Source organism: Legionella sp. D16C41 (assembly GCF_048541585.1).
Classification (GTDB): domain Bacteria; phylum Pseudomonadota; class Gammaproteobacteria; order Legionellales; family Legionellaceae; genus Legionella_C.
Genome location: NZ_CP183303.1, coordinates 995,415 through 1,017,888, shown reverse-complemented (window position 1 = coordinate 1,017,888; position 22,474 = coordinate 995,415). Strand labels below are relative to the sequence as shown.

Below are 22,474 nucleotides of genomic sequence, written 5' to 3'. Positions count from 1 at the left end.
TACAATTTCAATATTTTAAACAGCTAAAGAAAAAGGATTAAAGTTTGTTTTAAAGTCGTAATAATCAATGTTATCTTTTTCCTTTAAATAATTAGATACTTTATAGGTAATAGGAAGTGCGCAGAATTCATAGATGACTTTAAGTGCATACATAGTGGCTATTATTTCCCAAAGACTGTGGTATGGCATGGTAAATAGAAAGGCGATATGCATAAAAAAGATAGTATCAATGCCAACGCCAATGACGGTACTTGTCACAGCGCGTAACCATAAATGATTTCCTGAAGTTAATACTTTTAATTTTGCAAGAAGCATAGAATTTGCAAACTCACCAAAAAAATAACCGATCATTGATGCGGTAAATACACGCAAGGTTGCTTGATATACTGTTGCGTAAGCTGCTTGTTCATGCCAAAAGGGTGAAGGAGGAAGGTATATTGTGCACCATGTACCGATAAAGATAATGGTATTGGCAAGAAGTGCCATCCAGATAATGCGCCGACTTATCTTAAAGCCATACACTTCAGTTAAAATATCATCAAAAACATAAGTTAATGGAAAAAATATAAGCCCTGCAGGAAAATTAATAGTAGCAAACGTCGCAAGCTTAAATGCTGTTAAATTAGCTAAAATAAGAAAAGCGGTAAAAAGAATACCAACGATAATGACACTAGATTTAGTAGCCGGTGTGGTCTTAGGAAATTTTTTTATTAACTCTAAATTCTTAGTATGTTCTGCTGTATAAAGAGCGGCAATATGAGCTACATCCTCACGCGAAAACTTTTCTAACCATTCTTTCTGATAGAGCTCGCTAACCGGTCGGTTAAATGTTTGCGACTTGCCTACTAATTGAATTTTTACATAAACTTTTCCGGTGTTATGATAACTATCATCAACAGAAATAATACGATACGAATTAGTCATGATAAGTATCCAAACGTGATTCAACTATAGTGCCATAAATTGTGTGTTCTTTATCTAGCTTTAGTGCTGGCTGACTTTGATCAAAAGATTGAAGTAATACATCAGAGCCATCGAATAATACTTTACGCACTGTAGGATGAATACCGTCTAAGGCAATAATAATATAATGGCCGTCTTTATATTTTGCTTCAGAATCAATAATTAGAGTAGAATTTTTGCGAAACCTAGGCTCCATAAAAGCTAAGCTTTGTAAAGCAAATGAATTTTCTGATAGTGCCCGCTCTGTACCAATCCAATTCTTGTGTTGTAGCGGGGTTATAGTTTTTTGCGTAAAGCGCCAGGATTTTATTTGTTCCCAAGCAATTATAGGAATAAAGCGCCATGCTGAAGGATTCGTGGTATTTACCATACCCGCAATTCGATTAAGGGGCAGTGGCTCAAAACCACATAACTGCCCTATTGAAACACAAAAAAAATCAGCAATAGGCTTTAAAGTGTTAGCCCGGGGATCAGTAGTTCCGCCTAATAGTAACCGATTAATAGTTGTTTGCGGTAATTGAGTCTGTCGGGCTAGCTCTGCTTCAGTAATCCTGCATTCTTGCATCAATGATTGAATAATACTGCTAGCTTGATTTAACTTCTTCTGATTATTCATCGCTATTTTTATCAGTTTAATTTTTATGCATGATAATAAAAATGGCTAATATTTGCAATATTATCAGCCAAAAAACGTTAAAATGAACGTTTTAACGTTGACATTTGTTGCACTGATCATCTACGATACAGTCCTCTGTAAATAAATGGCTTTTAGTTGTGAGCAATAAAATAGTTATTATAGGTGCAGGAATTTCAGGGTTAGTAATGGGAATTTTGTTGCGTCAGCAAGGATTTCAAGTAGAAATTTATGAAAAACAGGCTGATATTGCGCCCATAGGCGGCGGATTAGGTATTTGGCCTAATGGTGTTGAAGTGCTTATGACACTTCCCTGCAAAGAAAAAATTAGTTTGCTCCCCGCAACTATTACGTATGATATATTTGCTGACGCAGCTGGCCATAAATTAATGGACGTACCTAGAGAGCTTTTCTTACAAGTGAATGGCTATCCTATTATGAATGTCTGTCGAAGTGAGCTGCATCAGCTTTTAGCGCATGAATTTGGTATAGATAATATTGTATTTGGAGCAAAATGCATCAAGATTCAGCAAAAAGATGCCAAAGTAACAGCCTATTTTGATAATCACCGTGAAGTTAAAGCTGATCTTCTTATCGGTGCGGATGGCACTTATTCTGCTATAAGAAAAATCATCTTTCCTGAAACTAAATTGACTTATTCTGGTTATCTTCATTTCTTAGGTGTCTTAAGATATCCACCATCGCAACAGATAGCACATAATTTTATTATTGGAAAAAATCGTTATTGTTTACAATTTCCTATCTCAAAAAATCGTCATATTTTTTATCAAGTACTTCCCTATAAACAAGGAGAAATTCAGCATTTAATTAATCGTCAAGAGCGCCTTTGTTTGTTTAGGGGCTGGTCAGCAGAAGTTGACCAATTATTAGATGCCTATGAGCAATCACTTACTGAGGCCGATTTTAATCAGCATTTTTATTGCGAAGAGGCCTATACTATGTCTAAATTACAAAATTGGCATAAAGAGCGCGTTGTTTTAGTTGGTGATGCAGCTCATCCCTTAGGTAGTATTTTAGGTTTAGGTGCCGGCTGTGGTTTAGAAGATAGTTATTGGCTAGCTGCAAACCTAAAAAATAAGAGTTTTTCAGAAGCTATTACCGCCTACGAACAAAGGCAAATCCCAAGAATTGCTAAATTTTATCAGCTTGAAAAAGCAATGACAGATTTTATTCTTAATGCTAACGATGAAGAATACACTCACTTTATTTCTGAGTTTAAGAGAAAAACACCTTTTGAAGCTAATCAAGAACTCATTAATGTTTTAAAAATTAGTTAATAATTTAAAGTAAAACCTGGGTGTAAGTTTACACCCAGGTTATGAATTACTAATAATCTTCACATTGAATATAACAGACTCTATTATCCCATTTATTTCTATAACATGATTTCATACATTGACGACCATGCTTCCAGAAATATACATCAGGATACCAATACACATCATGCCAACCTGGATACCAACCATGTCCGAAGTGTCCATGATGTCCTCCACCCCAACCACCATAGCCACCATGTCCGCCATGTCCGCCCCAACCGCCACCTTGGCCGCCGTAGCCACCATGGCCACCCCAATTACCACCTTGACCACCATTACCGCCGCCCCAATTACCACCTTGACCCTGTCCACCTCCCATTTTTCCACCTTGGCCACCATTTTGCCAGCCGCCACCTTGTCCTCCACCGCCTTGACCTTGTCCGTTTCCTACTTGCCCACCTTGGCCACCATAACCACCCCAATTACCACCACCGCCTTGTCCTCCACTGCCTTGACCTTGTCCACCGGCTTGCCAATCAGCTAGTATTAACTTGCCTGTTTGTAGCGTATCGGTAGAAGCAAACAACATCGGTGATACTGTCAAAGCTATTGCGGCACCTAAAAGCTTCATTCTTTTGAAAGTTGACATAATCACGCTCCTTGTATAAGAAATAATTGTTATAAGCGACAGTATAAGTATAAGCAATTTGACTAGTTTGCACAAAATTTATAAATGCAGATCTTTTCTCAATCATATAGGGACTGGATTTTTAGGTATTAAAAATTTATTAAGCCTAAGGCTTCAAGGCTAAGATTGACTAAAAATATTGATCTTTAGAAAAGATTAATCAGAAAAATTCTTCGCAGCAGGTTACTACATAAATTAGAAATTTAATTTGGCTATCCACAATTACTTGAAGATACGATAGGTAAAAAATTGGCCTAAACTATGCTTATTTATCTGGATCGGTAAAATTACTTAAAATACCTTCATAAAAAAACTTATTACTGACGGAGATATCACCTGAATATGGATAATTAAAACTTAATGCGATAGCTAGATTAAAGCCTAAAACGATAGAAAAAAATAAGACAGGGGCTATGTTTAGAAAATTCTTCTCTCCACGCATTAAACCTAATATCACAACAAGTATTATTGAACCTATAATAAGTGCTGAGTTTAGTTTATCGGGGATTATGCTCTCTAGGCGAGCCAATCTATTTCTTCTTGTTTCTGAAACAGTTTCAAGATTCCTGACAATTTGTGCGTAATATATCCTTTCTAAATTTGTATGCGGATCAAATGATTGTAACGTTACAAATAAATTATAAATAGTCTCCCAAGCCTGACGGTTATCTATTCCCTGTTTTAATGTTTCCCATTCATGTACCCGAGCTAAATGAATATAATTGCGAAGCTCTGTCATAAGTTTTTCTTTAACAGGCTCTGGAAAAACATTAACATCACGCACTATTGCCGCTAGGGCATCTGCTTCCTTAGCTAAATCATCTTGGGTTTTCAATAAATAATTCCAGGAATTAATAATAATAAAAGCAAGTAATACAGAGAAACCTGCACTTAATATACCAATTAAAGAGTTAGATAATGATCGATGCTCTTTATCGACAGGAAAAGTAATTAATCGAGTAGAAATAACTGCCGATAAATACGTAAGTATAGTAAGAGTCGAAATACATAATAAAACCAATTCCCAGAAGTGAAGTTCATTGATTAATTCCCGGACCATCCTGTTTCCTATTATTAGACTTCATTACTTTAAATAGTTTAGTGTAAAATTATAGTAGTGTAGAATTTAGCTTTTCATTTATTGATAGCGAATTTAAGAATTTGCATTAACACCTAAACACTCTATATAGTCAATCTCTTCTATTGTAAGCTCGAAATCATTGAGATTTAAATCATCTCTCATATGCTCAGCTTTAGTAGTACCAGTTAATGATAAAATATTAATTTGTTGAGCAAATCGAAAAATAATTTGTGGAATAGATTTACTATATTTTTTGGCTATTGAATACATAACTGGAGTTAAAAGGTAAGAAAGGTTGGCGGTAAGTAATGAAAATCCCTGATAAATAATACTGTTCCTTTCGCAAAATAGCCGATTTTCTTTGTCCCATTGGGTATTAGCAAAGCAGCGATTTTGGACAAAAGATGGTTTTATGGAAACCGTGTTATAGAGTGTTTCTAGTTGTTTATTGTTGATATTTGAAATCCCTAAGAATTTAACTTTGCCCTCTTTTACTAGTTCTTCCATAGCTTGCCAAATTTCTAAATCATCCTTAATAATTCCTTGTGATAAAGACGGGCCGTGAAGAATGTAAGAATCAATATAATCCGTTTGTAAATGATTTAATGAGCTTAAAAAAGATTGTTTAACTTGCTTTGTTAAAGAGTCAAATTCATTATAGGGCTTTCGTTCATCTTGGCCTTGTGCTAGCGTAAATTTAGTTTGAATAAATAAGTCTTGCCGAGTTTTTTCGCCAGTTTTTAAAAATTGTGCAAGGCCTGCACCTACGCCTTCTTCATAATAATGTTTACGCTGATTAGCGGTATCAATACCATTAAATCCTAGTTTTAAAGCTTGAAAAACAAGCGACTCAGTTTGTGCTTCTTTCCAGGCTGTGCCGTATAAAATTGAGGGTAACTTTAAAGCATTCTTTGATTTTTTTTCATGCATTGCTATTGTCCTTTATTAGACCTACTTAAACAGCTGACTTAAGAATTAATGCATTATATATCAATCAACTTCAGAATGATTTAATTGATCTTTATATATAAAATATACAAAAGTTAAATGATAAGTTTATGCTATGGAATGAATCGTGACAAACACTTCAAGAAAATGATAATTTAAATACACAAAAATTTTAGTTCTAATTTAGCTAATATTGCTACTTAAAAATAAATATTAATTTATAATTTTAAGCACCTGACTGCAAAATCTCCTATAGTGGTCAAAAGGATTGATTTTCTGTAGACCATTTTACACCTATGTTTATATATGCTCTACAGCCCTCAAAAATCAACCCCTTTGTCTTTCTCTAGAGATTATAAGACAGAAGTTTAACTTAATAAGTAATAATATTATTTAACTTATTTAAAATATTTTCTGCCATTAATAGGACTATTTATACACCGGTCCCAAATCCTTGCGTTTTTTTAGATCCTGGCTCTTCCATAGAATTAATATGAATAACATCTTCTTTTAATTCCTCTAAAAGAGTCTGCGCTGGATGCTGCTCAGGCTCTTTAGATTTTTTCCTAAAAATAGTAAATTTTTCCTTTTTTTCAGGCTTTGGTAACTTTGCAATTTCCTCATCAATTTGCTCAATAAACATACTCTTACGTTTACCAATAAAATCAGGTGGAACTGACGATATTTCTACATAAAGTCGGGCATTTTTTAGTGATATCCTTAAACTATCTAAGATAGTTTGAATTCTAGGCTCTTTTTTACCTTTGTTCTCCCACTTTGCTATAATTTCTGAAACTTTCTCTATATAAAGAAGTATTGCTTGGTGGCTTTGTGAGTTTTTAGGATTTAAATTACGTCCTTTAACTATATCGTCAAATTTTAGTTTTTGTATATCTGGTAAACATAGCTCTTGTATTTTTAGAGGTAGACCTTCGTTATCAACTTTATCAAGCGAATAACCATTATAATAGTATGCATAATTCTGAAAATCGCTATAAGCTTTTCCTTCCGGAGTGCGAGAACGACTAAGAATATCCATAAATCGAGAAGTTATAGCAATATTTAGAGCACCAACCATCTGATTGGCAAAATCCATTACTTTTGTTTGATTTATTGGCTTTCCATAAAACACTTCTTTAAATTCATCTGGCTCTATTTCTAGTACTTTCGCAAAAGTTGCTAACATACCTTCGGTTAACTGTCCATAATAAGGGTTTACATTGCCAGTAGATAAATATTGATTACAGTCAATAAATTCATGCAATAAAAAGCCAATTTTATTAAGCGTATAATCATAAAAATTTCCTTTCTTAATCTCTTCTAAATACTCTATGGCAAATTCATCAATAGATTTTGTATCTAGAGAAGGTAAATCATTAAAAATACGGCTTAATTCTCCTACAGCTTTGGTTCCATATGCTTTCTGAAAGCGACTTTTTGATTCTGGATCAATTAGAATAAATTCCTGTAAGTAAGCCGGTATACTATGCATACCTTTATCACCAAAAAATCTTTTCTTATGCATTTCATAAGTATAAATTTCTGCCTTGTTTTCCATATAACTTCCCCACAATATTTAAGATTAATAAAAAATTTAATTTACTTTTGGTCCGCCTAACTCTACAGTCGAGGGATTTATCGCATTATTATTGATATCTTCTTTTAGCTTTTGTAAATGTGAAATGGTTTGCGCTACATCTGACTCTGTTTTTTTCTTAGTAAAAATAGTAGGTAACTTGTCTAATATCCGACTTAAACTGCTTAATTGATTAGTTTCGCAAATTTGTACAAGACGATCTTTAGCGTTGATATCTACACAAATAAATTCCTGAATGTAGTCAGTCACGTTGTATTTTCCAGGATCCTTAATAAATTTTTGCTTATGTTCTTCATACGTATACTGCTCTGTTTTTGTTTCCATGCTATCCTCAGTCAAATAAGCTAAACGCTAAAAAAATTATGTGGATTTACGATTAATTAATAAACGATCAACTTGTTTAATTAGTAAACAAAATTTTACCATAGAATTATTAAGCAAACCTTAATAAAGTTTAAATTTTATACATTTTGAACATAATTATTAAAGCAAGAAACTTTGCTGAAAGCGCTGTTCGAAAGACCTACGTACCACGACTTGTTTGCGGTATCCAGTCCACGGCTACTTTACTGGATCCTACGAACAAGCCGCAGGACGTAGGCTAACGATAGAATAGGGTGCTCTGATAGGTTGACCTTAAGTCATCGCACCTAAATAAATAAAAGACCTACGTACCACGACTTGTTTGCGGTATCCAGTCCACGGCTACTTTGCTGGATCCTGCGAACAAGTCGCCGGACGTAGGCTGAGATAGATTGGACTTAGGTTATCTCATCTTAAGATAAAAAAGGCCTACGTACCGCGACTTGTTCGCGGTATCCAGCAATCAAACTGTCACGGTGAATCCGGCGGACAAGCCGCAGGACATAGGCTATAGTAGAAAGTTACAAAGAAATTTACATTACTCATAGTGCTGTAAATTTCCACAAAATCTATCAATTACAAAGACTTGTACTATACTAATTAATTATTATTTTCATACCATGGATGGCTATGTGGTTAGTGTGGGTTGCTTTATCTCGTCCTTATACATTCATTGTCTTAGCCTTGATTTTACTCATCATTGGACCTTTAGCTATTCTACGTACTCCCACTGATATCTTTCCAAATATTAATATTCCCGTAGTTAGTGTCGTTTGGAGTTATACCGGGTTGCCACCCGATGAAATGGCTAATCGTATTACCGGTATTTTTGAGCGCGGAGTTACTACAACGGTTAATGATATCGAGCATATTGAATCGGAATCGTTGCAGGGAGTTAGTGTTACTAAATTATTTTTTCAAAAGGGAACAAATATTGCGGTTGCCTTAAGCCAAGTTACAGCTATTGCCCAAACTATGCTTAGGCAATTTCCTCCTGGCACCTTACCTCCTTTAGTGCTTAGTTATAATGCCTCTACAGTTCCCGTAATGTCGTTAGTCTTATCGAGTACAACGTTACCTGAGCAGCGTTTAAATGATTTAGGTAATAATTTTATTCGCACTCAATTAGCGACAGTTCAGGGTGCTGCGCTTCCCTACCCTTATGGTGGCAAAGTCCGACAAATTCAAGTTGATCTTAATCCAAAAGCGATGCAAACCTATGGTGTTACACCGCAAGATATTAATAGAGCCATTAATGCACAAAATCTCATCATTCCCGCCGGAACAGAAAAAATGGGTATTTATGAGTATTTAATAAAACTTAATTCTAGTACGCTTAAAGTTGAAGAATTAAATGATTTACCGCTTAAAAAAATTCCTGGTGGTATTTTATATATTCGTGATGTTGCTCATGTTCGCGATGGATCCGGACCTCAAACTAATATTGTGCGAGTAAACGGTCAACGCGCAGTAATGATGTCTATCCAAAAAACAGGAAACGCCTCTACCTTAGATATAGTTAATCGCATTAAAGCACTTTTACCACAAATGAAAGAAGCTTTACCGCAGAGTTTAAATTTAACTATGTTTGGTGATCAATCCATTTTCGTAGTAGCCGCTATTCAAGGCGTTATTAGAGAAGGGGTTATTGCTGCAGCCTTAACAGGACTAATGATTTTAATTGTCTTAGGCAGTTGGCGCAGTACCTTTATCATTACCCTATCTATTCCTTTATCCATTTTAGCTTCTTTAGTGGTTTTATCAGCACTAGGTGAAACGATTAATATTATGACTTTAGGAGGACTTGCCTTAGCAGTTGGTATTTTAGTTGATGATGCAACAGTCGCAATTGAAAATATTAATTGGAACTTAGAGCAAGGTAAAGACATTGAAAAAGCTATTATGGATGGTGCAGAGCAAATTGCTATTCCGGCCTTAGTTTCCACCTTGTGTATCTGTATTGTCTTTGTGCCTATGTTTTTTATTGGTGGAGTTGCCCAATATTTGTTTGCACCCTTAGCAGAAGCGGTCATTTTTGCAATGCTCGCATCTTATATTTTATCGCGTACTTTAGTAGCTACTTTAGCTAAATACTTGTTAAAAAAACATGACCCAAATGCTAAACCTCGTAATTATTTTGCTAAATTTCATCAAAAGTTTGAAGCTCGCTTTGAGCAATTTCGTGCATTTTATCAGCTGAAATTAGCGCAAGTTTTAGAACATCGAATTTCTTTTATTCTTTATTTTTTAAGCTTCCTGCTAGCTTCTATTTTATTCTTATGGGCCTGGTTAGGTGAGGATTTTTTTCCAACCGTTGATGCCGGCCAAATTAAACTACATTTACGTGCTCCAACAGGAACTCGGGTAGAAGAAACAGCCCGATTAGTCGATAATGTTGATACCTTAATTAGAAAAGTGATTCCTCCAGACGAACTAGAAAGTATTGTAGATAATATTGGTTTGCCTGTAAGTGGTATTAATCTATCTTATAGTAATTCTGGAACTATCGGACCTGCTGATGCGGATATTTTAATTTCTTTAAAAAGCAATCATCAAAACTCATTTGACTATATTAGACAATTGCGCCCGCAATTATTGAAAAATTTTCCAGGTGTAACGTTTGCTTTTTTACCTGCTGATATTGTCAATCAAATTCTTAATTTTGGCTTACCTTCACCTATTAATATTCAAATAGTTGGCTTAGATAAAAAAGCCAATTATCAATATGCTAATCAACTTCTTGCTCAATTTAAACAAATTCCAGGTATTGTAGATGCCCGCGTTAAGCAAGCTACTAATTACCCTACTTTATTTGTCGATGTTAACCGGAGTCGCGCTGAAGATCTAAACTTAAGTCAGGCAGATATTGCAACTAATTTATTAATTTCTTTATCAGGTAGCTTTCAAACCTCCCCTTCATTCTGGCTAAGCCCTGAAAACGGCGTTTCCTATCCTGTGGTTACTCAAATACCCCAATATAATATTATTTCTATACAAGATTTACTTAATATTCCTATTGCAAGCTCTAGTAATCAGAATCAACAAATTTTAGGCGCTGTTTCAACTATTAAGCGCATGATCTCTCCTGCAGATGAATCACACTACAATGCCCAGCCAGTGATTGATATTTTTGCAGCCATTGAAGGACGAGATTTAGGAGCCGTTACCAAAGCAATTAATAAAGTTATTACAGACACTAAAAAAAATCTACCTAAAGGCTCTAAGATTGTGGTTCGTGGCCAAGCGCAAACACAGGAGCAGGCCTTTACGGGACTATATTTAGGGTTGGCTTTTTCAATTTTATTAGTCTATTTATTAATGGTAATTAATTTTCAATCTTGGGTTGATCCCTTTATTATTATTACAGCGCTACCAGCCGCTTTAGCTGGAATTGTTTGGATATTATTTCTTACTCAAACGAGGCTAAGTGTCCCTGCTTTAACCGGGGCCATTATGTGTATGGGTGTTGCAACGGCAAATGGTATATTAGTTATTAGCTTTGCGCGGCAATATATGCGTGAAGGAGGGCATGATGCCATAGCTTCAGCACTTGAAGCCGGGAAAACTCGTCTTCGGCCGGTCTTAATGACCGCCCTTGCTATGATTATTGGGATGCTTCCTATGGCATTAGGTTTGGGCGAAGGTGGTGAGCAAAATGCGCCTTTAGGTCGAGCTGTTATTGGTGGGCTTTCTTTTGCAACCGTTGCTACTTTATTTTTTGTACCAGCTGTTTTTTGCCTAATTCACGGACGCAAAGCTAGAACAGGCACATAATTATGAGTAACCAAAAAAGTCGCTACCGGATAATTTTAGTCATTACCTTGCTCTTTATTATATTAGCTATAATGTTATTTTTTCGGATACAGGCAGAAAAAAATTTACGTCAGGAAACCAAAGCGCAAGCATTAGTTATCGTAAAAACCATGATTGCTAAATCAGGGCCGGCAAATGAAGAAATTATTTTACCCGGTAATGTTTCCGCGTGGCATGAAGCAACAATCTATGCTCGTACAAGTGGTTATATCAAAAAATGGTATGTTGATCTTGGTAGTCATGTAAAAGCTGGCGATTTACTCGCTGAGATTTCCTCTCCAGAAGTAGATGCGCAGTTACAACAAGCAGAAGCTAATTTACAAACAGCGATTGCTAACCGTAATTTAGCTGAGGTGACGTCTGCGCGCTGGCAAAGCTTAGTCAAACAACATTTTGTAACGCAGCAAGCAGCTGATGAAAAAGCCAGTGCTGTTAGAGCACTTAGCGCGGTGGTGGTTGCAGCTGAAAAAAATCGCGATCGCTTAAAAGAATTAGTAGGTTTTGAACGGGTCATTGCTCCATTTGATGGCATTATTAGCTCTAGATCAACAGACGTAGGCGCCTTAATTAATGCCGGTAGCGGCAATAGTGTCGTTCCTTTATTTCATCTTGTGCAACCAGACCCACTTCGTATTTATGTACGTATTCCACAAAATTATACAAGTAGTATCAAACCTGACATGAAAGTCTCATTACAATTTTCTCAGTACCCAGGCAAATACTTTCCAGCAAAATTACTAGAAACTGCAAATGCTATTGATCCTAATACGCGGACTTTATTAGCACAATTTATTACAGATAATAAAAAAGGAGAATTATTAGCTGGTGGTTATACACAAGTTCATTTAACTATTTTTCATCCTCATCCTTTAATCCGCTTGCCTGTTAATACTCTACTTTTTAGAGCAGAAGGCTTACAAGTAGCCACCGTAGATAAAAACAATAAAGTTATTTTAAAATCTGTCACCATTACGCGAGATTTTGGTAATGAAGTGGAAATCGGAAACGGCTTACAGCCGGGCGAGCGTATAATCCTTAATCCACCAGATGCGTTACAAAATGGCCAAGAGGTGAAGCTTGTGAATTCGTCACAATAAAAAGCAACAGAACGTGATAAGAGATAAGTAACAGTTTACTTATTTTTAAATAAATTTTTAATCAAGGTTTGCGGGCTCTTAGGCCCGATTTACTTTAACTATTGAGGGCGAGGATCTTCTTTTAGAGTCTTATTTTCTTGATTAACACCATTTTTTTGGCTTGAACTAAAAATACCTGTAGAGGAAGGCACGCCTTGATAAGTTGGTGGCATACGTGGCAAGTAGTTAATATCTAATTCTGGTGGTGTACGTTGAAAGTCACTAGTATCTAATGAGGAGTGCCAACTTGGCGGCGTTGCTTCAAGCTTATCAAAGCTATTATCTTCTGTTGCTTGGTTAGTACCAGGTATAATAATGGGCTGTGTTGCATCTTTGCGCGGTAAATGTGGATCTAGTCCTGGATCATGTTCGGGGGAATCATTCTTTTCACTTACTAACCCTTTTTCTTTAATTTTATTACTTGTATATTTTTTGTAGCCCAATTTACATAATTCCACGCATAATTTCACCAAGGTTGGAACAAAGCCTATAGCCGCACCAACCCCTGCGCCAATCAATGTACCGGCGCCTGGGAAGAAGATAGTTCCGATAAGGGCACCAATACCGGCACCCAGACCCATACTACCAAAGGTGCCAAGTGCCCAACCAGCCACGGAGTAACCTTTAACTCGATTAATAATACCTGAAGCCACCGAGCTTACGGCAAGACCGACACCGGCACCGAGAGCGGTTCCAAGGACCGTACCAACACCAGGAAAAACAACCGAGCCAATGATAAAACCTATCGCGGCCCCTAAACCGGCACTTCCTGCTAAAGTCAACCCGGTGCTAGCTCCAGCGCCGAGTTTAGTATTGCTTTTCACTAAATTAATTATCCCGCTGGCCGCAAGCCCCAGACCTGCGCCCAAACCCGCACCAAGCCCAAGACCAATAAGCGTACCTACACCAGGGAAAATAAAGGTGCCAATAATAGCACCTATGGTCGCGCCTAAACCAGCACTTCCTAATAAGGTCAATCCGGTAGCCGCTGCGGCACCGACTTTAGTCTTGCTGGTAACTAAGTTACCCAGCCCACTGGTGATGAATCCTAAGCCTGCACCCAAACCCGCACCAAGCGCAATACCAATAACGGTTCCTACACCGGGGAAAATAAACGTTCCAATTAACGCACCTAGGCCTATACCCATGGCCGTATTGCCTAACACAGTGACCGAGGTACCTAAAACAGGCGAATTTTTCCATACGTTATAAAGACCAACGCCTGAAAAGCCAAGCATGCCACCTGCCCCTGCGCCAATTCCTGCACCAATAGCCGCACCAAGTGCTGTGCCTACGCCTGGAATTGGGAAAACAAAGGTACCAATAATGGCACCTATTGCTGCGCCTAGGCCAGCTGTACCTAATACAGCTAATATTTGATAGAGTATATTTCGCCAAGTAATTTGCTTTTCTTCTTCCTTTAGCTTTTCTTTTCTTTGATTTTCCTCTTGAATTTCTTCTTTCCTTGGATTCTCCTCTTCCTGAATTTCTTGTACTACTTTAATTTCTTCTTGCAGATTTTCCTCTTGATTTTCTCCTCTCCTTGGATTTTCTTCTCTCCTTCGATTCTCCTCTTCTTGAATTTCTTCTTGCTGCTTTTCTTCTCTCCTTCGATTTTCCTCTTGCATTCCCTGTATTACTTTAATTTCTTCCTGCGGATTTTCTTCTTCTTGCAGAATTTCTTCTTTCTGCGGATTTCCTCCCTGGTTTTTTCCTTCCCGTGGATTTTCTTCTTCCTTTGAATTTTCTACTTGAATTTTTTCCTGCCGCTTTTCTTTTCTCAACTCTTCTTTTTCGATTTCGTCTGCAAAAACTTCATTAGTGAGTTGCTCAAAAGCTATCTCTTTTTCTTTGATACTCTGCTTTTCATCTGTACTTTTTAAATAGCTTAATCGCATATTTACTAATTTTCTAAGCTTTTCGATTCTCTCTAATAAGTAAATGCCCTCCTGTAATATTTTTAACTCATCATCCTCTCTTTTTTCAGCTTGATGGTTATAAAATCTTTTAAGCATTACCTCTCTAAATACGCCTCTTAATTCTGTAATTAAATATTTAGGTAAATGTTGTTTTAATAATTTTAAAGTATGTTTTGTTGAGAGATCTTTTTCATCATTCAGCTCAAATTCATCCCGTAAGCCCATTATAATGAAATCTAACGGACGTAGTACATGAGCTTTAATATTAGCTTCCTCAGCACCTTTTTGAGGCGCTTTAAATTCTTCAGCCTTACCATAAAAATATTTAGCAGTTGTATATTGACTAAGCTCCGGATCTTTTCTAATTTTATCTTTTAATCTTTTTCCATTTTCATCACTACCCCAAATGGCTTTTGAGCTTAGAATTGCAATTATCATTGTATTTTGATCTACAACTTTCGGCACCCCTTCTTCTAGTTCTTCTCCTACTTCACTTTTTAATGCAGTAAATAAATTTTCTACTGTGCCAATAAATCGAGCTGGATTTATACCCAGGGGGTCTGGAAATGTTTGCTTTTTATCGTAAAAGATACGTTGACATAAATTATTTATACCTTCAAATACAGGTTTTACTTTTTTTAATAGTTCTAAATCCTGCTTTTTATTTCCGGATGATGGTAAAATAACAAAGGCATCTAAATCGCTATACTGTGTGGCTTGAGATTTTGCTAAAGAGCCAGAGAAATAAACTTCCATTCCAGCTGGAGCAATTTTCCCATAGTAAGCTTTAAATGCATCATAGATCATTTCCTTATAGAAATTATTAAAGCCCATTTCCCAGACAATCCATGGAGCTAAAGTTTTAGCTTTCGTAGATTTATTACCTTCTTGAGATTCATTAACTTCTATAGATTTTGGAATTTTTGTTTCTAAAATGCTTAAATAATAATTATATTTTTTTAAAGCTTCGCCATGTAATTCTTTCTTAGGATCACTATATAATAATGGTACTGGTAATTCATACTGAGTTACTTTTTCGACTTTTAATTCCATTAAAAACTCATATACAAGCTTGATTACATTTATTATACTTTTAGATCATTAAGATAATATTAAGTTTAATTTTCGCACAAATTATAGTTTTTTCTTGGTGAAATTTAATCCTTACAGCTCTTTTAAGCTTTTGTTTAAATATTTCTTAAGTCCTTATTTTGATTAAAAAAGAGCTTAATAAATAAACTTACGAAAGTGAAAAAGCCAGTTGATTAATCCTAAGCAATATTTCATTAAACCAATTCCTTACACCAATCATCAGCTATTTAATGCTCCCTTAATAAACCAACTGTATAATTTAATCCCATTTGTTGCTGGATTTCTTGCTACATGCGGATATTTTTAATTTAGGAAGAATTAGCAAAAGAAGTTTTTGCATAGTAAGCAAGTATTCCAGCTTATTAAATATTAAGTTGGAGTTGATATTGTTATGCTTACTCAAAAAGATGCTAAAAAACTAATAAAATCGGCTTATGAAGGTTTACATGGTTTTTTTTCTGCAACTTCTACTGAATCTAGCCAATCTGAAGATGTAGCGTTATCAACTCAAATTCATCCAGTACAATCAGAGCAAAGCCAGTCTGCAAAGTTAAACGAGTTACAACAAACATCTATTGAGCAACTTGCATTTATTGAAAAAGGAGTAGAATACTTAGAGGCTTTAAGAGATAAACTTTATATTTATCATTTTGAAAAACATCCCTTTTATGAACGCATAGAGGTAGGCATTAACCATATTGTTATTTATCCTCATCCAACTCAAGCTGGCCGAAAATTACTGGCATGCATGGTAGCAACCATGTGGGATAAAAGAAATTATGATTATTTTAATGTTTATAAAGATTTACTTGAACCAGGCACTGAACAAGGCGTTGAGTTCGTTTTAGATCACGCAGGTAATAAATATTCAAATCCTGTTTTTAATTCCTCTTTAAATAGTGCCGCCGAACATCCTCATTTTCATCCAGTAAAGTCTGGTGGTTACCATACTCATTATAGTTACGGGTGGCAATTTTCAGGCCTTATGGCAGTTCATTCTATTTTAGCATTAGGCGAAGTTTTTTTAGAAGAAAGTGAACCTAAAGACTTATTTAAGCAAGAAACTGTTGCCTGTTTAGAACATTTTAGCCGCTATATTGCTACCATTTTATTAGCTACCCTTCCATTTGATAAGCTGCAAAATGAAAAAGTAATGCAGGATTTAAAACTTACATTAGACTTTATTTACAACAATAATCTTTTTAAGCTTGTCGATAGTAAATTCTTAGACCATATTAAAAGTATGCAGATTACAAGTCAAACAATACAATTAATTAGAAGAAACTACACAGCTATAAAACACGATGACTTAACTAATATTCTAAGAATCTTTATTTATGATTTAAAGCATTTTGCCAATAATTTTGAACACATGCTTAAAGTTGAATTTACAAGCACAGCCTCACTATATCGCTTTGGTGATCAACAGTCTATCGAAGAGCTCTTTAGACTTGCATGCTGCCTACACCATCCTGATACCTCTATTGAGTTTATCGACTATGACATGCTAAAAGAAAAACTTGATAGCCTTGACCAACAATCCAATTCTGTCCAAAAGCAACAAGAAGTGGAATTCATTTTAAATGAATTAAACTTAAGGGAACTTAGACATCAAGCTCATTTAGATAATAAAGAGCAGCTAAAACAGTTACGATTAGAATTTTACAAACTATTAAATAGTAATGGAAGTTCAGTAGCTGATTATACTGAAGTTGATGAAGAATTGGTTGGTTTTCGTGAAAGAGTAGCAGCGAGGCTGCATAATAGCAGTTTAGCATTTACTAGTGCTGAAATTAAAGAAGATAAGGAGCATGTAAAAAACGTCAGTCGACCAAATACCCATAACGCGCTAGCAGAAATAACTAAAAAACATAGAAAAAATCAACGCGATCAAATTGCTGCAAAGCTTTTTCTTGAAACTGTACTTTATGTTTCTGCCGAAAGTGTTAAACAAGGCGAATTAAATTCTAATATTTGGCTAACTCTTTATGATGAAATCATTCATCTTACTTCATTAATTAATGAGCCTCTCAAAACAACTTGTAAAATCCATAGTGTCCTAGAACCAAACGCAAAGCTTAATTTTTCTCTTATACTTCCTTCAATTACTATCGTAAAAGATATTATGGAATTAGATGGTGGTAGTAACCATCCTAATGAGCCTATAGATGATAATTTAGTGCCAGAATTAAAAATAGCTGCCCGTTGGGTTCCAGCTAAAGAATCAGTTTTATCACCTTTTAACCCTAACAAGACTTGTAAATTGGATACATTTCAAATCCTTAGCGACATTGAAGAAATTGATTTTCCCGTTGTAGATCCTAGAACAGTTAGTAAGGCACTTCTAACAACATATGGCGTTTCCTTACATTCTATATCAGAAGAATTAAATCATCAGGATAATGTTACCTTATATGCAACTGAATACGAATTTAATGAAAATTATCTGAAAAATTATATTTTAAATGAAAAATGTGGCGGTGGCCTTCCGATTCAAATGAAAAATTTTAGACATTATTTTATTCCTATGGAGTCAAGCTGTCGAGGCGGACTTATTATAGGGCGCCAAGTCGAGCAAGATGAATGGTCTTTTATTGCCCTTGAAGTACCATATGGCTATGTATTACAAATTGAGCCAGGGGTTATACACAGTGATGCATTTTGTAAAGGTAGATACACCATTACTTTAGCAGCTCCAACTGAAGAAAATATAGCTTTAATTAAGAAAAATTGTGATGCTATACAGCTGGTTAATCAGCATTTAGCTGAAATTGATAATGTCTCTAAGCTTCTTTCAACATCGCGTAATTAATAATCCTATTACGAGTAAATAACAGGTTATTTACTCGTAATGTATCCTCTCATATCGTTAAAATTTTATTTTGAAGTGGCGTACCAATTTTTCCCTGCCATAAGCTTATTCCACCATTGCTCAGTTGTTTCATGAGTCATTATCGACCAATTGGGTGGGTTGGCTACCAGCGCCTCACCCATTAACCTTGACTTAACTGTCTCTTCAGCTATAACGCTTGCCTGATATTTTTTCCATTCGGCAATCATAGTACTACTTAAATTTTTACTTTGATTATCCTGTAAAAGATTGTAGATTTTAATAGCATCGCCCAAGGCTTTAAGCACTCCTGAGCCGCTATGTGGCCTTAATGTTACGGCCGCATCTCCTACAAAAATCACTTTATTAGTAGTATAAGCTGGCAATTGGAAATCAAAAACAGCTTGAATAAAAGGCTCTGCAGTTTTATTAATAAGCGTTGCAATCGATTTAGGCAATACTTTATTTGCAAATGCTCTAATGTAGGCAATTTGAGCATCTGATAAACTTCCTAAAGGTAGCGATTGTGCATGTTTTTTACCATTTTTATCAATTAATAAATCGTTTAATGGTTTCTCTGGGCTTTCATAAATAACCCAATTTAATAAAACTTCACCGGTAGCTTGATAATTTTCAGTTGGAATTTTATATAAAATAAGATGACCACCCGGATAGAAGTAATAATTTACTTCCTCTTTAAATAAGTCTTTATTTTCTAAGTAAGTTTCCTTTAAGAGGCCGCGCCAAGCAATATAACCTGCATAATTAAGTCGAGAAGAAGGTAATAATTGCGAACGTACAAAAGAATTAATTCCATCTGCGCCAATAATAAATTGCGTTTGGTAGCTATCTTTTGAAGTCTCTATAACAAATTCATTATCTGTATGCTTAATTGCAAGCGCTTGGGTCTTTGCGCAATAATATTTTTCTTTAACGCGCTTGCGTAAATTTCTATAAACACTACTCCACTCAACTGCTCTAGAATTAATGGGCTGTGTCCAGAATATAGCCTCCTCTCCATTATTATCTTTTCTAATAAAATGACGCACTTTCAAGGGTATTCGAGAAATATCTTCATCAAATAAATCAAGCGCTATACATTGATCGATTAAGCTTTCAGATAAGCTGATCCCAGCGCCTTGATTCTTAAAGTTGGTAGAACGCTCTAAAATCACAAAGTCTACATCTAATCGCTGCAACAACGCGCCAAGTGCACATCCTGCTACAGAGCCACCTACAATGACGATATCTTTTTTTATCATTGTATTTACCCCTTTATATAAGTTCTACTTTAAATATAGATAATGTTTAGAACAATACTCTATTTAATAGGTCACTTCGCTTTGGTTTATTAATTGTAAATTGCTTTGCTGCCTCTTGCTACGCTCACAAAGTGCTATGGCATTTAAGCCAATAAAAGCACCTATAACATAATAAAGTGCTGGAGCGAGTAAATTATTACTTTTATGAATTAGCCATAGCATAACCATAGGCGCTGTACCACCAAAAATAGATAACCCAAGATGATAGGCAACCCCAAAACCGCTGTAACGATATTGTTTAGGAAACAAAGATACCATATAGGCATTAAGTGGTGCATAAGTTAAAGCAATTAATACAGACATCAATAGCAACCCCCTCGTGATATTTCCTACACTACCTGTCGCTATAAAGTAAAAAATAGGAATACTTAAGAAAGCCATACTAATGATACCAATAATACTAACTTGTATATGCCCTACTTTATCAGCAAATAATGCTATAAACGGCTCTAAGAGCGCATCTAGTGCTAAAGCACAAATAATAATTATTGACACTAAACTCAAAGGTAAACCAAAGTAGGTTGTTAAATAAGTTGTCATAAAAACATAAGTACCAAAAGTCATAATACCCACAAGCCATGCCAGGCCCATAACACCTATCATAGCCAATGGCTTTTCTTTTAATGCGGTAAGAAAAGGCTTTTTTAATTTTTCATGTTTTGCAAGAATTTGAAATTCAGGTGACTCTGACACATATTGGCGCAAGAAAAAAATTAATAAACCTGCCACTAGAGCAATAGCATAGGCTAATCGCCAACCCCAAACAGGCATGAAGGAAGCAGTAAAAAAAGAAGCTGCTAAGCCTGCTAGCATAGAACCAATACTGTAAGCTGAGCTTGTTAAAGAGCCATAGAAAGCTTTCTTATCTGATTTGGCATGCTCTACTAAGAAAATAGTAGAGCCACTAAATTCAGCACCAGCAACAAATCCTTGCATCATACGTAATAAAGTAATTAGCAAAGGCGCTACCAAACCAAGCGTATTGTAACTAGGTATAATACTTATCAAGGCAGTCGGTATAGCCATTGCGAGAATACTTATAGTTAAGGCCCGCTTTCTACCGTAATAATCGCCTAAATAGCCAAAGACCAATGAACCAAGTGGTGCTAGTAAATAACCAACTGCTAATACCCCAAAGGTACTTAGAAGAGAAATAAAATGATTATTACCAGGAAAGTAAGTTTGCGCGATAACTGGCGAGAAATAGCCTAAAAGCGCAAAATCATACCATTGTAAAACAGTACCTAGAATGCCCGCTATTAATGCTTTATTTGCAGCTGATAATTTCATGGTTAAGGATAAATCCCAATATCATACTTATTATTAAGCCAATAGCAACCATAAGAAGTATTGCTTACTCATAACAAGACTATTCTATTTAAACAACGAATTTCCCTTCTCCCCATGGGGAGAAGGTGTCGCGCAGCGACGGATGAGGGGAAATGAAATTTATTCGCTCTGTTCTAAAAAACGTAAAATGGTTTCTAACACTACCTGTACATTAATAAAAATATCATTATTCCAAAATCGCAAAACGTTATAACCCTTTGCTGTTAGATAAGCGGTGCGTTCTTGATCATATTGAGCTCTGTCCATATGTTGTCCGCCATCAATTTCAATAATCAACTTTTTATTACGACAAATAAAATCGACAATGTAACAACCAATGACATACTCTCTAACGAATTTATACCCGCCTAATCGTCTATTTCGCAAAAAGTACCACATGCGGTTTTCTGCATCGGTCATTTCTTGCCTTAAAGCTCGAGCTCGATCCTTCATGATTCCTCTAAAAAATTTGTTTTAATATCGATTTACAAAACCCTCATCCGTCGCTATGCGACACCTTCTCCCTGCAGGGAGAAGGGATACTTATTATTTAAATGAAATAAGGTATTTTTTACTTAAAAATAGCTAATGCTTAACATCTTTAAAGCCACCCTCATCCGTCGCTGTGCGACACCTTCTCCCTGCAAGGAGAAGGGATGTTTATTATTTAAATGGAGCAAGGGTATCTTACTTAAAAATAGTTAATGCTTGCCATCTTTTCTTAATAAATAATCCTTTGTTATAATCTGCTTTTTATGAAAAATTCTCAGACTTATCTATTAGTGCATGGGGCATGGCATGGAGCATGGTGCTGGGAGTATGTCGCTACAGCACTTCAAGCTAAAGGGCAAAACGTTCTTACTCCGGATTTGCCAGGTCGCGATTTAGACCCACAATACTTTCATACTATTAGTTTACAAGATTATGTTAATAGCCTTATCGAAGTTATTCAGCAACAAACACAACCGGTAACTTTAGTTGGTCACAGTATGGCAGGGTTAATTATTTCTGTCGTTGCTGAAGCTATTCCAGAAGCTATTCGCGAACTTGTATATGTTGCCGCTTATGTGCCGCAAGGCACTCAATCCTTATTTTCAATTGCACAAAGCTCACAATCTAATAATTTAACACCTTATTTAATGATTAACGAAACTGAACAAGCTATTAGCCTTAACCTCTGCTATGACTTAATAAGTATCTTTTTTAATCGCTGTAATCTTACAGATATGCAAAAAGCCATGGCTAGAATTAAATCCGAACCATTAAAACCCCTCACTGAATCTATTAATGTTGGCACTAACTTTTCCCGTATTGCTAAGCGCTCCTTGGTAAGTCGATATGATCAAGTCTTGCTGCCAATTGATCAATTACGTATGAGTAAAGCGGTAACTGATAATATTGTATACTTAGATGCAGATCATGCGGCTTATTATTCAGGCGCTAAACAAATCATTGAATTTTTATTAGTTTAAGAGAGTATTT

General features: G+C 35.7%; 16 protein-coding genes. 5 read left to right on the top strand and 11 right to left on the bottom strand.

The genetic code is table 11. The features are described 5' to 3' along the window. Positions 1-15 precede the first annotated feature (15 nt). Positions 16-924, bottom strand: a complete 909-nt coding sequence (locus ACNVED_RS04440; RefSeq protein WP_419420557.1) for a queuosine precursor transporter — start codon at positions 922-924, stop codon at positions 16-18. Beyond that, positions 917-1,579, bottom strand: a complete 663-nt coding sequence (locus ACNVED_RS04435; protein ID WP_419420556.1) for a helix-turn-helix domain-containing protein — start codon at positions 1,577-1,579, stop codon at positions 917-919. Before ACNVED_RS04435 ends, ACNVED_RS04440 begins: the two co-directional genes overlap by 8 nt. A gap of 158 nt (positions 1,580-1,737) precedes the next feature. Here ACNVED_RS04435 and ACNVED_RS04430 point away from each other — a divergent pair, with 158 nt between their 5' ends. After that, positions 1,738-2,895, top strand: a complete 1,158-nt coding sequence (locus ACNVED_RS04430) for an FAD-dependent oxidoreductase (RefSeq protein ID WP_419420555.1) — start codon at positions 1,738-1,740, stop codon at positions 2,893-2,895. Positions 2,896-2,944: 49 nt separating this feature from the next. On the opposite strand, the gene ACNVED_RS04425 is transcribed toward ACNVED_RS04430, so the two are convergent. The 5 genes from ACNVED_RS04425 to ACNVED_RS04405 all read right to left on the bottom strand — a co-directional run bounded on the left by ACNVED_RS04425 (position 2,945) and on the right by ACNVED_RS04405 (position 7,512). Then, positions 2,945-3,523, bottom strand: a complete 579-nt coding sequence (locus tag ACNVED_RS04425; protein ID WP_419420554.1) for a hypothetical protein — start codon at positions 3,521-3,523, stop codon at positions 2,945-2,947. A 304-nt stretch (positions 3,524-3,827) separates the two neighbouring features. Next, the gene (locus ACNVED_RS04420; protein ID WP_419420553.1) at positions 3,828-4,622 is read right to left on the bottom strand and encodes a hypothetical protein; all 795 of its coding nucleotides are present in this window, start codon (positions 4,620-4,622) and stop codon (positions 3,828-3,830) included. A 93-nt stretch (positions 4,623-4,715) separates the two neighbouring features. Further along, a complete protein-coding gene (locus ACNVED_RS04415) occupies positions 4,716-5,573 on the bottom strand; it encodes an aldo/keto reductase family protein (RefSeq protein WP_419420552.1) in 858 nt (285 codons plus the stop codon). Positions 5,574-6,024: 451 nt separating this feature from the next. After that, positions 6,025-7,149 (bottom strand): hypothetical protein, encoded by a 1,125-nt coding sequence (locus tag ACNVED_RS04410; protein ID WP_419420551.1) that lies wholly within the window; start codon positions 7,147-7,149, stop codon positions 6,025-6,027. 36 nt (positions 7,150-7,185) lie between these two features. Continuing rightward, a complete protein-coding gene (locus ACNVED_RS04405; RefSeq protein ID WP_419420550.1) occupies positions 7,186-7,512 on the bottom strand; it encodes a hypothetical protein in 327 nt (108 codons plus the stop codon). Positions 7,513-8,181: 669 nt separating this feature from the next. On the opposite strand from ACNVED_RS04405, the gene ACNVED_RS04400 reads away from it, so the two are divergent. Together ACNVED_RS04400 and ACNVED_RS04395 are read left to right on the top strand one after the other, a co-directional pair. Next, a complete protein-coding gene (locus ACNVED_RS04400) occupies positions 8,182-11,325 on the top strand; it encodes an efflux RND transporter permease subunit (protein WP_419420549.1) in 3,144 nt (1,047 codons plus the stop codon). A 2-nt stretch (positions 11,326-11,327) separates the two neighbouring features. Further along, positions 11,328-12,461, top strand: coding sequence for an efflux RND transporter periplasmic adaptor subunit (locus ACNVED_RS04395; protein ID WP_419420548.1), 1,134 nt, complete (start codon positions 11,328-11,330; stop codon positions 12,459-12,461). 98 nt (positions 12,462-12,559) lie between these two features. On the opposite strand, the gene ACNVED_RS04390 is transcribed toward ACNVED_RS04395, so the two are convergent. Continuing rightward, a complete protein-coding gene (locus tag ACNVED_RS04390; RefSeq protein WP_419420547.1) occupies positions 12,560-15,472 on the bottom strand; it encodes a hypothetical protein in 2,913 nt (970 codons plus the stop codon). Positions 15,473-15,902: 430 nt separating this feature from the next. Between ACNVED_RS04390 and ACNVED_RS04385 the strand changes: the two genes are divergently transcribed. After that, positions 15,903-18,323, top strand: coding sequence for a hypothetical protein (locus ACNVED_RS04385; RefSeq protein WP_419420546.1), 2,421 nt, complete (start codon positions 15,903-15,905; stop codon positions 18,321-18,323). A gap of 65 nt (positions 18,324-18,388) precedes the next feature. Here the strand turns inward: ACNVED_RS04385 and ACNVED_RS04380 are convergent, their stop codons facing one another. The 3 genes from ACNVED_RS04380 to ACNVED_RS04370 form a co-directional block, all read right to left on the bottom strand. Further along, positions 18,389-19,603: a hypothetical protein gene (locus ACNVED_RS04380; RefSeq protein WP_419420545.1), complete on the bottom strand. Its 1,215-nt coding sequence runs from the start codon at positions 19,601-19,603 to the stop codon at positions 18,389-18,391. Positions 19,604-19,666: 63 nt separating this feature from the next. Then, the gene (locus ACNVED_RS04375; protein ID WP_419420544.1) at positions 19,667-20,953 is read right to left on the bottom strand and encodes an MFS transporter; all 1,287 of its coding nucleotides are present in this window, start codon (positions 20,951-20,953) and stop codon (positions 19,667-19,669) included. Positions 20,954-21,112: 159 nt separating this feature from the next. Beyond that, complete coding sequence (locus ACNVED_RS04370; protein ID WP_419420543.1) at positions 21,113-21,445, bottom strand: endonuclease domain-containing protein; 333 nt, start codon at positions 21,443-21,445, stop codon at positions 21,113-21,115. A gap of 302 nt (positions 21,446-21,747) precedes the next feature. Here ACNVED_RS04370 and ACNVED_RS04365 point away from each other — a divergent pair, with 302 nt between their 5' ends. After that, positions 21,748-22,464, top strand: coding sequence for an alpha/beta hydrolase (locus ACNVED_RS04365; protein ID WP_419420542.1), 717 nt, complete (start codon positions 21,748-21,750; stop codon positions 22,462-22,464). Positions 22,465-22,474: the final 10 nt, after the last annotated feature.